2 protein-coding genes are annotated in these 17310 nt (G+C 68.8%); both read right to left on the bottom strand.

From position 1 onward, the window contains the following. Positions 1-27 precede the first annotated feature (27 nt). Positions 28-9837, bottom strand: a complete 9810-nt coding sequence (locus tag ACFVTX_RS09515) for a hypothetical protein (protein WP_386899397.1) — start codon at positions 9835-9837, stop codon at positions 28-30. Between the two features lie 310 nt (positions 9838-10147). After that, positions 10148-17155, bottom strand: coding sequence for a collagen binding domain-containing protein (locus tag ACFVTX_RS09510; RefSeq protein WP_386899395.1), 7008 nt, complete (start codon positions 17153-17155; stop codon positions 10148-10150). Positions 17156-17310 lie beyond the last annotated feature (155 nt).

Genomic DNA, 17310 nt, shown 5'->3' with positions numbered 1-17310 from the left:
GGTCACTCCCCGCCGAGCCGCCGCGGCTCAATCGCCGGCGGCCGCCTCCCGTCGCCGGCGGGTGATGGTCCAGACCACGGCCAGTCCGCCGAGGGCGATGAGCCCCGCGGCCCCCCAGATCCACGGACCGCCCGCGAAGCCGGTCACGGCCGTCCCTCCGAGCACGGTCACGGTGACGGTGTCGTCGGCGCACTCCGTCGCCGGCTCCGCGTCATCGGCAGTCTGCCAGCAGACCTCACCGGTGTTGTCGATGCTCGAGGGCTTCGTGCCCTCCTTCACGTGCACCGCCAGCTCGATCACCGGGGCGGACGTGAAGTTCGGACCGAGCTGCCCGAGCAGCGTGCAGTGCAGCGTTCCGCCGTAGCCGCTCGAGTCGGTTCCGGTGACCTCGCAGTCCTCCCAACGCGGGAACTCGGGCGCCGGCGCCGTCGTGATCTCGTCGACCCGGAGGTTCGCCGGGATCTCGTCGAACACCTCGGTCGGATCCGTCGCACCGGTGCCGACCGACGTCACCTGCAGCGAGTAGCTGAAGTCGCCGCCCGCCTTCGTGGTCGTGACGCTCGCGGTCTTCTCGATCTGGAGCTCGGCCGGTCGGTCGATCTCGCAGCTCGGGAGTGCCTGCGGATACACGGCCAGGACGCTCTGGCTCGGGTTCACCGAGAAGGTGATCGTCGCCGGGTTGTCCATGTCGCGCCACGGGTACGTCTCGACCGTCTCGTCGAGGATCAGGTCGAGGAACCTGGTGCCGGGCACCACCGAGCCGGGATCCGCGAGGTCCGCTTCGGTGATCGGGCGCCAGCCCGGGAACGCGTACGGGATGCCGTCCGCGTCGACCGCGGCGCCCGGCCAGAGGAGCCGGCCCTGGCGCTCGTCCCACGGAATCGTCTGCACCTCGGTGAGCGTGCCGTCGGCCGAGGTCCAGGTGACCGTGATGTCACCGGGGGTGACGTTCTCGGTCGTCGCGACGTCGTAGTACAGCCACGGGACATCCGCGATGCATCGCACGTAGGCGGCCGGCTGGATCTTCTTGACCGGCACCTCGGCGTCGGCGCAGTCGTTGTCGGGGTTCAGATCGTCGAGGTCGCGGACCTCGCCGCCCGGCCCCGCGGCCGCACGATCGATCTCGGAACCGACGATGGCGACGCACGCCTCGTTCGGGATCGTGTCCGCCCCGAGCACCGGCGTCGGGGGCACCGGGTCGTCAGGACCCACCGCATCACCCGTGTCGATGGGCGGCGGCGCAGGCAGCTTCACCGGGATGCGGATCTGCGTGACCTGTCCGGCCTCGTAGACGCCCGCGTAGGTGGCGCTGAACGCGTTGCCCGTCGTGCTCTCGGTCCAGTTGTCGGCCGGCTCGAAGGTCGCCGGACCGGTGATCTCGAGCTGGTCGTCGATGAGGTCGGTCACCTCGAGGTTCGCGACCGGACGGCCGTGGTTCGTGACCGTGAGCACCCACTCGAAGGTGTTGTCGCCCGTGTCGTCGACCGCGGTCACGCCCTCGGGCAGCTCGGCCGTCTTCTCGATGCCGACGTCGACCGGGACCAGCGTGTTCGTGATCTCGCACGTCACGTCGTCGCCGATCGCGAGCGCGAGGGTCGTCGGCGTGTCGCCGCCGCCCTCGGCCCCGACCGGCTCGCAGGTCCAGTCGGATGCGTCGTAGTAGTCGGGAACGAGCGGGCTCGAGGGATCCGCAATCGCCGCCTCGGAGAGGGTGAACTCACCGATCGGGACGATCGTGGAGACGCCGTCCTCGTTGCCGACGACGCCGACCTGGGTCGACTCGCCGTCGGCGTAGAGATTCCAGTCGCTCGCGACACCGCCCGTGAGGGACGGCAGATCCTCGATGGCCGAGTTGTCGACGTGCTTCACGAGGGTGAGCTTCGCGACGGGGATGTCGACGCAGGCTTCCAGATCGGTCTCGATCTTGCCCGACGAGAAGACGCCGCCGTTGAAGAAGCCCTTGCCCTCGGTGGTCGCGACGCACTGCACGTCGTCGATCTCGGTGATCGCGTCGACGTCGGCCACGGCCGTGATCAACCACGTCTCGACCGTCGGCCCGCCGTCGGTCGCGGCCGGGATGAGCCGGTCATCGGCGAGCGTCGTTGCGGGATCGACGCCCGTCCAACCTGCAACGGGGTTGCCCTCGGGGTCGAGGGCCGACGCTGTGAACGTCGTGCCGGCGGGGAACGCCGGGGTGTCGCTCAGGTCGTAGTAGACGTCCTTCCCGCTGGCGTTCGTCACGTCGATCCGGTACTCGACCGTGAACGTGCCGTCGCCGTTGAGCGTCGGCTGCTCGTCGTCGAGGAGCGCCTTCGCCGCGGTCGCCCGGCCGGGCTCGTCGCAGATCGTGCGCACCGTCGGGAGCCCGTCGATCGTGACGGTCGCCACGTTGCGGAAGCCGCCCTGCTCGGTCGTGCCGGGCTCCGAGCAGATCGTGGTCTCGTCGGTCCACGCCTCCTCGCTCACGGTCGCCGTCACCGTCACCTCATAGGTGTCGGTCGTGCCCGCCGCGAGCGGCTGCTCGGTCGCCAGCGTCTCCTGGAGCACCGGCGGGTCCTCATCGAGCCCGTCCCATTCGCCGCCCGGCAGACCGTTGTCGGCCGTCCACTCGGCCTGTTCGATCGTGATGCCGGCCCCGAACTTCGAGAGGTCGTCGGTGAGGTCGTACTCGAGCGGCGAGACACCGCTCGTGTTCTGCACCGTGATCTCGTAGTCGATGCTCCAGGTGCCGTCGGGCTGCTGCTCCGCACTCGTGACCGTCTTCTTCACGTCGTACGTGGCGGGCTTCGCCGTGTTCGTGATCTCGCAGTGCACGACCTGACCGGGCAGGAGCGTGACCGCGGCGTCGTCGAGGAGCGCCGGCACCGCCGGGTCCTCGCTCGTCACGAGACACGTCCAGTCGCTCGGGTCGAACTCGTCGGCCTCGGCGAAGTCCGCGGACTCCGAGAGGTCGTACGGCGTGTTCGACTCGACCTCGCCCGAGGCCTCGCCGTCACCGGTGACGACCGGAGTGCCGTCATCGCTGGCGGTGAGCGTCCAGAGGTTCGGCGGGAAGTCCTCCGCGACCTCGGCGGGCTCGACGATCTTCTCGAGCTCGAGCGTCGGCGCGATGTCGGTGTTGACGATCTTGCAGTCGACGCTCGCGCCGAGCTGCTTGACCGTGAGCGTCGCATTCACCGAACCCGGCGTGCTCACGAGTGCGAACGCGTCGGCTCCGCTCGTGGACGAGCAGGTCCAGGTCGCCTTCACCTCGTACTCGACGTCGTTCTCCCAGACCGTCGAGACCTCGTTGAGCTTGTAGCCCACGTTGACCTTCACGGGACCGGACGCGGTGCCCGTGCCCGAGAACGTGTCGGCCGGGTTACCGGTGTTCTCGCCGCTCAGCGTCCAATCGGTCGGGACGGCGCTGCCGCCGTTCGGGTTCTCGACCTCCTTGGTCAGCGTGACCGTCTGCGTGCAGGTGACGTTGTTCGTCACCGTGAACGTGTTGTGCGTGTCGACCAGCGTCTGCGTGCCGAGACCCGTCGAACCGGTGAGGGTACAGCCCTTGGGCACGACCACGCCGGTCTCGCCGACGAGTACCTGGTCGTTCAGCTTGTACGGACCCTGCTCGCTGTCCCACGCGATCGGCTGGCCGCCGAGGGTCGCCTGCGCGGTGAACCCGGCGGGCAGCGAAGCGCTGTCCCACGCGATCGGCGCACCGCCGTTGATGACCCACTGCTTGTGCACGTCGACGACCACGGGAACGTCGAGGCAGGCGTCGTCGGTGTATGTGTCACCCGAGGTGACCGTCGCCGAGTTCAGGAGGCCCTTGCCGCCGTCGCCGTCGCAGAGCAGCGCCGGGCTGCCGTCGGCGTCAGCCACCGTGAACGAGACCACGACGTTGAACGTGTGCGTCGCCGTCGGCGGGAGCACCTTGTCGCTGACGATCACATCGGTCGAGGGCGAGGAACCGCTCCACGCGGGGTTCACCGTGACGTCCGAACTCGTGACCGTGCGGTCGGTGATGGTGACGCCACCCGCGAAGTCCGGCGTGTCGGAGAGGTCGTAGACCAGTGCCTGCAGGCCCAGGTTGAACACCTGGATCTGGTAGCTCGCCTCCCAGTGGTCGCCGACCTTCGTGACCGGGCCGACGGCAGCCTTCACGATCTTCGGCTGTGCCGGGACGCCGCAGCCGGTGTCCTTCGTCGTGATGCCGTTCGACGTGAGAGCCGCCTCGTTGAGGAAGCCCACATTCGGGTCCGCATCCGTGAACGCGCAGGTCGTGGTCTTCGGGTCGGTGAACGCGGCCTTGGAGACCTTCGCCTTCACCGTGACGGTGTACACCTGCGTGGCGTTGGCCGCGATGGTCTTGTTCGTGGGAACCAGGTCGGCCGTCGGGCTGCTGGGCGGACCGCCAACCGGGCCGGGCCACTCACCGCTCGTCGCACCGGTCCAGGTCGCCGAGACGATCTCGACCGCCGGGCCGAAGCGCAGCGTGTCCTTCAGCGTGTAGCGCGACACGTAGGTCGGGTTGCCCGTCACCGTGATCGTGTACGTGGCCGTCCAGACCCCGTCGGACCCCTGGACCACCGTCGGGTTGCTCTTGTCGACCGACGGCTGACCGCCCTTGCTGATGTTCGTGCAGTCGTCGTCGGTGCGGACGATCTGGCCGGAGGTCGCCGTCGCGTTGTTCAGGAAGCCCACGCCGGTCGGGTTGTCGACCGACTTGCAGTCCAGCTGGGCCGACGGGATGGATGCCACGTCGACATCGACGTTCAGCACGACCGTGTAGGTGTCGGTGGCACCTGCCGCGATCGGCTTGTTCGCGACCACCGTGAACGGCGATCCGTCATACGGCGTGACCGCGGGGTTGGCGTCGATCTTGTAGCTGAGGTAGGCGACACCGGTCGGGAAGGCCGGATCGTCGCTCAGCGTGTAGAACGACGGCTTCGCACCCGCTTCGGTGTTCGACACCTTGAGCGTGTAGGTCACGTTCCACGTGCCGTCGGGGTTCTGGACCGCCGTCGCCCCCGACTTGTCGATCTTCGGGGCGCTCGGGCTGTCGCAGGCCGACTTGTCGGTCGTGACGCCCGCGACCGTCAGGCTCGCGGTGTTGTTGAACGCGCCGCTCGCACTGCCCGCCGGGCACGCCGTCTGCGCCGGCGTCAGGTCGGGCCCGGTGAGCACGATGCCGGTCACAGTGACGCGGTACGTGTCCTTCGGGTCGGGGTCCCCGGCCGCGAGGTACGCGCCGGTGGCGAGGGGGCTGCCGCTCGTCCATCCGGCGATCGGCGATCCGTTCTTCGTCGCGGAGTAGACGCCACCCGTCACCCCCGTTCCGAAGTGCGTCGTGTCGACGAGGTCGTAGACCCCGCCCACGGCGCCTGTGTTCGTCACGACGAGGTCGTAGGCGATGGTCCAGGTGCCGTCGGCGGCCTGTGCGACCGAGCCGGGGACGACCGTCTTCGTGTGGGTGATCGTCGGCGAGTCGACCGTCACGCAGCCCGTGGCATCCGTCGTCTGGTTGCCCGAGACGAGCGTGGCGGTGTTGTTCAGGCCGCCGGCGCTCGGGCAGGTGTAGGCCGGGTCATCCGCCCCGATCTTCACCGTGACCGAGATCTGGTAGACGTGCGCCGCGGCACCGCCCGCGAGGGCGACGTCATCGGCGAGCAGCGTGTTCGGAGCAGCGCCGGACCACGTCGGGACCGTCGTGACGCCCGCGGGCTTGGACACGACCGTCGGGGTGCCGACCTGTTCGGCCGAGGCCGGCAGCTTCAGTTCGTCCTTCAGGTCGTAGACGACGCCGGTCGTGGCCGACGGGTTCGTCACGGTGATCGTGTACGGGAGGGTCCACGTGCCGTCGCCGTTGCTCACGGCCGTCCCGCCGACCTTGGTGATCGTCGGCTTGACCGGGACCGCGCAGTCCTGGGCGGTGTAGTCCTTGCCGTCGACGGTCATCGTCGCCGAGTTGAGGAACCCGACCGTGCCCGGGGTGCCCGCGTCGCACGCGGTCGGGCTCGTGCCGCCGAAGTCCGCCCCGGGTGCGACCGTGGCGTTCACGGTCACGTGCCAGGTGTGCGACGAGTTCTTGGCGAGCGCCGGCTCACCGACGAACGCCTGCACGTCCGCGAACGGCTCGGTCCAGTTGTTCACGGAGCCTTCGGGGGCCGGCAGGGTGCGCTGGTAGCTCGCGCTGTTCACGGTGACGCTGCTGCCGAACTTGAGCTGGTCGGTGAGCGAGTACGTGAGGCCCTGGAAGTTGCTCGGGTTCGTCACGATGATGTCGTAACCGATGGTCCACGTGCCGTTCGCGTTGGGCGTCGGGATCGCCGCCGTCTTCGTGATGCTCGGCACGATCGGCTTCAGCGTGTTCGTGACGACGCACGATGCGACGTCACCCGGGTTGAGGGCGGCGAGGGCCGGACCGACCGGGGCGGCGTTGCCGTTCACCGTGCACTGCCAGGTGCCGGCCTGGAACTCGCCGGCGTTCGCCGGCCCGCCCGTCTCGGTGAGGTCGAACGCGACGCCCGCGGGCACGTTCACCTGCCCGCTCGTGCCGCCCGCGCCGCTCGCGACGACCTGCGCGTTGTCGGTGCGAGACGCGCTCAGCGTCCACGAGGTCTTGTCCGCCACGCCGGCGGGCGAGACGACCTTGTCGAGCGAGAGCTTCGGCAACGTCGCGATGTTCGTGAACACGCAGATCTTCGACTGCAACGCGGTGAGCGTGATGCTCGTCACGTCGACGTAGGAGTCGCCCGGTCCGGTGTTGCACTTGAGCGACAGCTGCGTGTAGCCCGTCGGGCCGTTGAGCTCGGACAGGTTGTACGTGCTGCCGGGACGGAGGTAGATCGTCGAACCGCTCTTCACGGTCGTCGTCACCTCGCCGTTCGCGGTGCTCGCCGGCGTGGTGCGGAGGTCCCAGTCGGCGGGTTCGGCGTCGCCGCCGTTGCTGTCGTCGACGACCTTGAGGAGCTGGACCTGCGCGGTCTGGTTGACCGCGGTGCACTGCACCCGGAAGCCCAGCGGCACCGTGACGCCGCCGTTCAGGCCGTCGGCGAAGCCGGGGACGACCGTGCCGCCCGCGTTCACCTGCACGCAGTCCCAGCTGCCCTTGGCGGGCGGGATCGGCACGGCGTTCAGCCCGAGCGTCTGCACGTACCGCGGGTCACCCGTCTCCACGAGCGGGTAGGTGACATTCGGGGTCACGAGTGCGGTCGCCCCAGGGGTGCCGGTGGCGCCGTTCGGTCCGGCGAGCGCCCCGCCGGGGGCCACCGCGTCGAGGTTCCACGCCGACGGATCGGCCGGGCCGTTCGAGACGGTCTTCTTCAGCGTGAGCTGCGAGTCGCAGGTGACGGTGTTCGTGATCGTGTAGGTGTTGTCGCCCGGTTGCAGCGTGGCGCTGTACGGCAGGGCCCCGTTGGCCGGTGCGCTGCCGTTCGCGAGCGTCACCTTGCTGTCGGTGATGCGGCAGAGATCGCGCGAACCGACGCTCGTGGTCTCGTTCAGCGACACGACGGTGTTGGCCGGGACCGGTCCCTGCGGCGTCACCCACGGCGCGTTCGCTCCGCCGACGGTGAGCTGAGCCGTGAGGCCGATCGGCTGCTGGCCGTTCTGATAGGTCACGCCGTTCACGACCCAGACCTTGTTGACGCTGTACGTCGACTGCGGCAGCGGTGGTCGGTTCCAGACCGTACAGGTGACGGCCTGCGTGGAGCTCACGGGGACCGAGAAGCCGTCCGTCTCGTTCGTCACCGTGATCGCGTTGCCGGTCGCGACATCCGTGCAGACGGCGTTCTTGCCGCTCGTCGTGACGATGCTGTGGCCCTGCGGATTCTCCGTGACCTTGACGGTGCCCGAGGTCGTGCCGCCCGCGAAGGTGAGCGGGAGGTTCACAGCGCCGGTGCCGGCCGCCGTCACGCCCGACTGCGAGGCGGGGGTGATGCCGCCCGTGGTGGGCTGGGCGGTGAAGGTCCAGCCGCCGGCCGGGGTCTGGCCCGTCTTCTGCTCGCCCGTGCTCGTGTTCGAGACGACCTGCTTGACGACCGAGACCGATCCCTGGCATGCGCCGAGCGCGAGGTTGCGGAGGATCGTTCCTGCCTGGTCGTAGCTCGCGGACTGGAAGTAGTCGGAGTTCAGTTGGCTGCCGGAGATGGCCACGAGGTTATCGGGCGAGCCCCCGACGCCGCTGCCGACGCCGAAGGCGATGACACGCGTGCCGAGCGCTTTCACGGCATTGGCGGAGAAGACCCCGTTCTCGACCTCACGGAATCGAGTGCGGTTGCCCGGGCCCTCGTTGTTCGCGTAGACCGTGGGGTTGCCGTCGGTGAGCACGAGTGCGATGTCGTACTGCGTGCCGCTCGTTGCGACCTGGTAGATACCGCGGTCCCAGTTCGTCGCGCCGCTGGGGGTGCCGAAGCTGTCGATGTGGTTGCGCACCGTGTTCGCACCGCCGACCGTCGAGACCGGCGTGATACCCAGGTTGCCGCCGACGCTCGCCGGCGCGACGTTGTTGAAGGTGAAGATGCCGACCTGCGAGGGGGTGCCCTGCAGGGCGGTGACGAAGCCCTTGGCGGCGTCCTTCAGGTCGGCGAAGTTGGGCTCCACGGAGCCGGAGAGGTCGATGACGAGCGCGATCCGCACGCCGCACTGCTGGGCCCTGGTCGGATTCGCGAGCGAGTTCTGCCAGATGCCGCCGGAGGCGTTGTTCGCGGTGTTGCCCGTGGCGATCATGAAGTCGCTCAGCGAACTGAGGGTCTCGCCTGCGTCGACGTCGGCGATGCGGAATCGGTAGTCCGCGGAGGTGGGCGAGGTGCCGGTCGCGAGCGTGTCGTTCGAGAACCAGCCGGCCGGGACGCCGGGAGTCGCCTGCGCGACCCAGAAGTTGGAGTTGTTGGCGTTCGGCACGACGAAGCTGCAGACGCCGGCGGCGGTCGACGTGCAGGTCGCCCAGGGCTGGTTGATGATCGAGCCGAAGCTGCCGGCATTGTCGGTGTAGAGCTGCAGGGTCACTCCGCCGAGACCCCCGACGCTCGAGATGCCGGTGCGTGCCCCGCCGACCTGGACGTTGATGGTCGCGGGACCCGTGTAGGTCTGGGTGAACGTGCAATTCGCGAACTTCTGGGTCGGGTTGCCGTTCGTGTTGCTGAATGTGACCGTGCGGTCACCCTCGTCCCAGTCGGGGTCGTTGTTGCCCGATCCGCCCGTGGCGCACGAGAAGCTCGCCGTGTAGTTCGCCGGCCCGCTGTCGGCGAAGAGCGTGTACGTGTCGTTGCGCGGCACCGGCCGGGTCTGCCCCGAGGTGAAGTTGTAGTTGTCGCTGTTGCTCGAACGGACCGCGTGCAGCGTCCACTGGCCCGCCGTCGCCGGTCCGCCGGAGACGACGTTGGTGATGGAGAGGTTGCCGCAGTTCGTCGTACAGTCCGCGGTGTCGGCCGGGAAGATCGCCATCGGCGCGATGAGCTGCTCCGTGGCCTCGGGAGCGGTCTCCGGCGCTGCCGGCGCCGGCTTCGCGGGCGGCTCCTCGGCCGGCGGCTCCTCAGCCGGCGGCTCCTCGGCCGGCGGCTCCTCAGCGGGCGGTTCCTCCGCCGCGGGCTCCTCGCTCGGCTCCGTGCTCTCCCCCGTCGCCGGCTCCTCGAGCAGCTCGCTCGTCGACTGCGTCGTCTCGGGCGCGTCGGGCTCGGCCGCCTCGCCCACGGCGAGCGCCATCGTCGGCAGCCCCAGCGCGAGCATCGCGCCGGCGGTGACCGCGGCGATCGTCGCGCGGACGGTGTGCCTGCGGCGTTCGAGCCGGAGGCGTCGATCACGGCGCCCTTCGGGCTTCGGGTCGGAGCGGCGCGGGTGGAACAAGCTGTCCATGGTTGTCGAACCTTCGTGATCGGGTGATGACGCTCGGGTGACAGAATCTCGCAATTGCGCCGAGTCAATCAGAGAGTTCGGGGTACACAACAGGGCACGGGTGGCACCAAAACGGGGGGCACCGATCGAGCAGATCCCCGGATTCATCAGCATCTTTACCGCGTCGTCCCCCGAATGCGGGGTAGTCGAGAATCGCTCGACCCACCCCATTCGGGGGACACGTCGTCGACTCGTTGCTGCAAACGACAACCGGGGCCGGGCCTGTTCGGCCCGACCCCGGTAGTGGTGCGTCCGCGTTCGCGGACCCGCCTCAGGCGGTGTGCTCGCCCTGCTTGCGACGGCGGATCGCGATGCCCGCGGCGACGAGCAGCCCGCCGAGGAGCACGAGGCCCGCGGCCCCCCAGACGAACGGCTGTCCGGCGAAGCCGGTCACCGCCATCGGCTGCGGCACCCGCACGGTCACCTTCGAGTCGTCGCAGACGACCACCGGATCCTCGGAGGTGTCGTCGGCGTTCTGCCAGCACACCTCGCCGGTGTTCTCGACGCTCGTCGACTTCGTCGCCTCGTTGAGGTGCACGTCGAGCACGATCGGCGGCGCTGCGGGGAAGTTCGGGCCGAGCACCCCGAGCAGCTCGCAGTGCAGGAGACCGCCGTAGCCCGAGGCATCCTTGCCGGTGACCTCGCAGTTCTCCCAACGCGGGAACGCCGGGGACGGGGCCGTCGTGATCGCGTCGACGCGGAGCTGCGACGGGATCTCGTCGAACACCTCGACCGGGTCGGCGGTGCCGACGCCCGTCGCGGTCACCTCGAGCGTGTACTCGAAGTCCGTGCCCGGCTTCGCGTCGGTGACGGACGACGTCTTCAGGATGTCGACGAGCGGTTCGCGTTCGATCTCGCAGCTGGGCAGCGCCTGCGGGTAGACCGCGAGCACCGACTGCGAGGGGTTCACCGAGAACGTGATCGTCGCCGGGTTCTCCATGTCGCGCCAGGGGTAGGTCGGCACGGTCTCGTCGAGGATCAGGTCGCCGAACCGGGTGCCCGGCGTGGGCGGGTTCGTGAGGTCCTCCTCGGTGATCGGGCGCCAGCCCGGGAACTCGAACGGGATGCCGTTCTCGTCGACCGCGGCTCCGGGCCAGAGGAGCCGGTCGTTGCGGTCCTCCCAGGCGACCGTCTCCACCTTGGTCAGCGTGCCGTCGGCGCTCGTCCAGGTGACGGTGATGTCGCCGGGCTCGACGTGCTCGCTGGCTGCGACGTTGAAGTACAGCCACGGGACATCCGCGATGCAGCGCACGTAGGCGGCCGGGTCGATCGCCTTCCTGGGCACCTCGACGTCGTCGCAGTCGTTCGCCTTCACGAGGTCGGGCAGGACGCCTTCGCCCTCGGTGATCTTCACGCATGCTTCGTTCGGCACGTCGCCGAGCTCGATCTCGGGGGTCGGCGGGGCGGGGTCGTCGGGTCCGACGATGCCGCCCTCGACGGGCTCGGGCATCGGCAGCTTCACCGGGATCCGGATCGTGGTGACGCTGCCCGGCTCGAACGGCCCGACACCGTGCGCGGCGAAGGCGTTGTCGCCGATCGTCGGTTGCTCGGTCCACGTGCCGTCGCCCTCGAAGCTCGCGGGGCCGGTGACCTCGAGGGCCGGGTCGACGACGTCGGTGACGTCGAGGTCGGCCACCTCGATGCTCGAGTGGTTCGTCACCGTGAGCACGTACTCGAACTCGTCGCCGCCCTCGATCGCGTCATCGGGAAGGCCGCTGAGGTCGTAGTCCTTCTCGATGCCGACGTCGACGAGCTCGGCCTTGTTCGTGAGCTCGCAGCTCGTGAGCTCACCGAGTTCGACGGTCGCCGTGTCGGTCTCCGCGGGATCGTCGCCGCCGACCTCGCAGCGCCAGCCCTGACTGAAGAAGTACTCGAGGAGCGGGTGCGCGGCGCCCTCGACGGTGGGCTCCTCGGCGAGCGCGTAGTCACCGATCGGAACCGTGAACACCGTCCCGGCGTCGCCGAGCACCGCGACCTTCGCGTCGGCGCCGTCACCGGTCAGCAGCCAGTCCTTCGACGCGAGGTGCTCGAAGGCCTCGGGGTCGAGCCCGAAGTCCTCGGGCGTGTAGCCCTCGAACGCCGAGAGGTCGACGTGCTTCTCGAGCGTCAGGCGACCGATCGGGATGGTGTCGCAGTCGCTGTCGCGGGTCTCGATCTTGCCGTTCGTGAGCACGGCCTCGTTGAAGAAGCCGTGACCGCTCGTCGTCTCGAGGCACATCGCGTCGTCGATCTCGACGATCTGGTCGACGTCGGCGACGACGACGATCGTGTACGTGTGCACGGCCGACTTCGCGATCTTCACGTCGTCCGCGAGCGTCGTCTCGGTCTGGCCGTTCCACCCGGTCGTGTCGACGCTCGCGTCGTTCGTCGCGGTGGCCGTGACGATCTCGACCCCCCCGGGGAACCCGAGGTCGTCCTCGAGGTCGTAGTACAGCTCGTGCACGGCGCTCTCGTTGGTGACATTCACCTCGTAGGTGACCGTCCAGTCGCCGTCGGCACCCAGCACCGGGGAACCGATGAGCTCCTTGTCGACGATCGCCTTGCCGGGCCCGCCGCACGCGGTGGCCGGCTGCAGGGCGCCGTCGCCGACCTTCAGCCATGCGGTGTTGCGGAACCCGCCGGGAGTGGTCTCCCCCGGCTGGCAGAGGTGCTGCGAGGTGTCGAACACCACCTCCGCGGCGGTCGCGTTGATCGTGATCGTGTAGGTGTCGGTGGCCGCTGCGGGGACCGACTCGTCATCGGCGAGCGTGTAGACGGAGGCCTTCGGGTCCCAGTCGTCCGCTGCGTCGGACGGCCCCGCGGCCGACGCCGTGTTGATCACGATGCCGGAGCCGAAGAACGGCTGGTCGCTGAGGTCGTAGACCAGCGGGGCCACCGGGCTCAGGTTCTTCACCTTCACCTCGTAGACGAGATCCCACGTGCCCTGTGCGTTCTGCGAGATCGAGGTGAGCTCCTTGGTGATCTCGCCGGTCGGCGGGACCACCGCGTTCGTGACCTCGCAGGAGAGGCTCGCACCGGGCGTCGCCGTGAACTGGTTGCCCGCGGTCTGCGGGTCGGCGTCGGTGCAGGTGACCGTGCCGCCCGACCAACCCAGGGGCAGCGTGCCCTCGGTCACCGTGTAGACGGTGCCGATCTTGAGGTTCGTCCACGTGACCGTGTCGGTGACGTTCCCGGTGCCCGAGACGGTCTGCTGACCGATCGGGTCGGTGACCGGCGCGACGCCGTCGGCCGGCGAGATCGTCAGCGGGAACGACCACTCGAGCCCGTCGGGCACGCCGCTCACCTTCTTCGTGACGGTGACCTTGCCGGGCACGGCGGTGTTCGTCACCGTGCAGCTGATCGAGAGACCGGGTGTCACCGTGAACTGGAACCCGGCGAGCGCGGGATCCGCGTCGGCGAGGGCGCCGCCGTTGCAGACGAAGGCCCCCTCGTTCCAGCCTGCTTCGTCACCCTCGGTGAGGGTGTAGCTCTGACCCACCACGAGGGTGTTCCAGCTCACGCTCGAGTCCGCCTGGGTGACGTGCTGAGTGGCGTCCTGGCCGACGACGGCCGGGGAGATCGTGATCGCGAAGTCGAACGGGTAGCCCTGCGGCACCCCGTCGACGATCTTGCGCACGGTCACGTCGCCCGTGTCGGGGGCGTTGACGTAGGTGCAGGTGACGACCTCGCCGGCCTTCAGCACGATCGTCGCGAGCGGGCCGTCGTAGCTGACCCCGTCGGACCCGGTGCACTGGAGGCTCTGCAGCTTCCAGTTCGCCTCGCCGAGCTCCTTCACGGTGTACGTGCCCGGCTCGATGAGGCCCGACTCCCACGGCGTCGCCGTGCCGGTCAGCGAGAACGAGGTCTTGTTGTCATGGTCGTCGAAGTAGTCGAAGTCGAACTCCTGGTCGCTCGCGAACGTCACGTTCTTGTCGACGATGATCTTGCCGAGCTCGGTGTTCGAGTAGGTGCAGGTCACCGTCTCACCCGGGTCGAGGTCGATCGTGCCGACCAGCTTGGCGACCGACGAGCCGCCGTCGGGGTCGGTGCACTGCAACGAGCCGATGTGGGTGTTCGTCAGGAGCTCGGTCACCGTGTACTTGCCGGCGAGCACGTTCAGGGAGGTGTTCGACTTCGTGCCGCCCACGGTGGTGATGCTGAACGCCTGCGGGTCGAGCCACGTGCCGGTGAAGTTGAAGGTGCCGTCGGCGCCGTCGATGTTCTTCACGATCACGATCGTGCCCTTGGCGGTGTTGGTGATCGAGCAGTCGAAGGTGTCACCGGGTTCGACGGTGAAGCCGCTCTCGTCGACGCCCGCGGTGGAGCCGTCGGCGTGCTTGACGGTGCAGACGAGGGTTCCCTTCACCCAGTGCGAGCCCGGGTCCTTCTCGGCGATCGAGTACTTCGTTCCCGGGACGAGACCGGTGAAGGTGGTGTCGCCCTGACCGCCGCCGGCGCCGATGACGACCGACTGCTCGACGGCGGGGCCGTCGGGGGCGATGGGGTCGAGCACGAAGATGAAGGTGCCGCCCTCGCCGACCGCGGTCTTCGTGATCTTCGCCGTCGCCGGCTTCGCGGTGTTCTTCACCGTGCAGTCGAGCGAGAGGCCGGGCGTGGCCTTGAACGTGAAGCCGGGTTCGTTCGGCTCGAGGTCGACGAGCGCACCGCAGACCACCTGACCGCCCGTCCAGCCGGCGGGCAGGGTCTCGGTGATCGTGTACGTCTCGTCGACCTTCAGCTTCGTCCACTCGACGGTCGGGTCGGCGTTCGTGACCTGCTGGGTCGCGCCCGGCACCACCCCGGCCGAGGGGTCGATGGTGAGGTCGAAGCTCCAGGCGGTGCCGGATGCCACGCCCTCGACGGTCTTCGTGACCGTCACCTTGCCGGGCTGGGCGATGTTCTCGACCGTGCACTTCAGGTCGAGACCGGGCGTCACCGTGAACTGGAAGCCGTCGACGTCGGGCTTCTCGTCGGTGAGGCCGGTGCAGACGATGGGGCCTTCGTCCCATCCGGCCTGGCCCGTCTCCTGCAGCGTGTACTGGGTGCCGACGTCGAGGTCGTCCCAGGCGACGGTCGGGGACTCGTCGCTCACGGTCTTGGTGCCGTCCTGGCCGCCGGGAGTCGGGCTGATCGAGATGTCGAAGGCCCAGTCTGCGGCGCCGACCGCGGTCTTCGTGACCTGCACCTTGCCCTTCGTGGCGGTGTTGAGGACGGTGCACACGACGGTCTCGCCGGCCGAGAGCGTGATCGCGATGGGCGAGTCGGTCGTCGGCGTCTCGCCGGTGCAGGTCATGCTCGTGACATCCCAGCCCGCCTTCGCGAGCTCGGCGAGCGTGAAGGCGCCGGGCTTGAGGTTGTTGAACGCCTTCTCGCCGCCGTCGCTGAGCGTGAAGCCGGGCTGGCCGGTGAGCGTGAAGTCGAACACCGCACTCGACTTGTCGGGGTTCGTCTCCTTCTTCACGATGATGTTGCCGCGCTGCGTGTTCGTGTAGGTGCAGGTGACGAGCTCGCCCGGCTGCACGTTGATCGTCGCCTTGCCGTCGACGATGGAGACGACCGAGTCGTTCGTCACGTCTTCGACGCAGCTCAGGTTCGTGAGGTCGTAGGCCGGGGCGGGGGTCGTCTCGGTCACGGTGTACTGGCCAGGGGTGACGCTCGTGAAGTCCTTCGTCGCCGTGCCGCCGACCGTCGTCAGGTCGAAGCCCGCGATGTCGGCGCCCGTCGTCGTGAACGTGAAGGTGCCGTTCGCACCGGCGACGTTCTTGATGATCTTGATCGCGCCGTCCTGCCGGTTGGTGAACGTGCACTCGGCGACCTGGCCGGCGACGGTCTTCACCGTCGCCGTCGCCTGGGGAGCGTCGATGGTCCCGGCCGGGGCGCAGACGATCGACTGCAGGCTCCACTCCGGGGTTCCCGGCTCGGCGATCTCCTTGATGGTGACGTCGGATCCCGGCGTGTAGTAGAAGACCTGCGAGCTCGAGTTGCCCGGCACCTGGACGTTGCCCGGCTGCCCGGTGACGGTGAAGTCGAAGGTGGCGGGGTCGCCCTGCGCGACCTTCGTGATCTTCACGCCCGAGGTGACGTTCTCGATGGTGCAGGTGGTGGTGGCGCCGACGTACATCTTGAAGCTGCCGTCGGTCGCCGACTCGACCTGGCCCGTCGTCGGGTTCGTCACGGTACAGCTCGTCTGCTTGAACACCCACGGCGCCGGCGGCGTCGTCTCGGTGAGCTTGTAGTCGTTGCCCGCGAAGACGTTGGTCCAGGTGTGCGTGTCGCCGATCTTGATCGCGGCGCCGAGTCCGTTGTCACCGGGCACGGTGTCGGTCGGCCCGGTGAGCGTGGTGTCGTGCACCTTGCCTGCGCCGGTCCGCGCGACCGTGTAGCCGAACGTCGCGTCGGGGCCGGTGCCGCCGATCTTCTTGACGACGAGGTTGCCGCAGTTCGAGAGCGACAGCGGATCGCTCGAGACCAGCTTGTCCTGCAGCGTCGCGGTGTCCTTGTTTCCGGTACGGGTGATGAAGCCCGACTCGACGAGCGTTCGGCAGCTTCCGTCAGTGGGCAGCAGCCCGGAAGCGGTGAGGTCGATCGCGAACTCGCCGAAGGTGTCGTTGTCGCCCGCCGAGGAGTTGGTGTCGGTGTTCGCACCGACCGCCGCCTGGAAGTACACCGTGGTGCCGGTGTCGACCCACGAGGAGCCGTTCCAGCCGAGGAGGTTGATGTCGGTCTTCGGGTTGCCCGAGGGGTCGTAGTTGAACTCGATGAGGAAGTCGTCGCCACGACCCGGGTTCGGCCCCTCCAGCACCTGATAGGAGGTCATGTCGCCGTTGCCCGAGAGCCGCGTCCAGTACGCGTAGAAGATCATGTGCTCGACGCCGCCGACGTTGACGAGTTCGTACGCCGAACCGCCGGTGCATGCATCGCCCTTGGCGTTCGCGGAGTTCGTGATCAACGTCTTCCACGGGTTGTCGTTGATCTTCGCCCCGCCGGGGAACACGCTCAGCGTCTCAGCGGCCCCGCAGGTGTGGGCTGCGTAGTCGGCCCCACTGTCCGACGTGCGCTGCGCGTCGACGATGCCGCTCGACTGGTGCCCTGAGGCGGTCGTGTAGGCCGACTTCGGCGTCGAGCCGACGACGCCCACCCAGTCGTTCGCCCCGGCGGTGTCGCCGTCGATCTCGAACGAGGTCTTGACGCCGTTCGAAAGGTCGGCCGCACTGGCCGACGTCGCCGGCGCGACCGCCATGAACACGGCGCCGCCCGTGGCGAGCAGGCCGGTGATGGTGAGCGCGCTGAGGAGGCGCATGCGCGCTCGCCTCGCCTGGATCCTCAGCGACCTGCGGCCGGTCGCCTGCTCGGTGGAACGATTGCGGTTCGATCGCGTGACGTTCATCATCAGCCTTCGGGTTTCGGAAGCGGGCGGCTTCCGGCTGTATTGCGGTCCGGTGGTCGGGCCACGGG

It is taken from the genome of Agromyces sp. NPDC058136 (assembly GCF_042884375.1).
Lineage (GTDB): Bacteria > Actinomycetota > Actinomycetes > Actinomycetales > Microbacteriaceae > Agromyces.
Note: the sequence above shows the minus strand (reverse complement) of the source record. Positions and strands in the feature narration are given on the sequence as shown.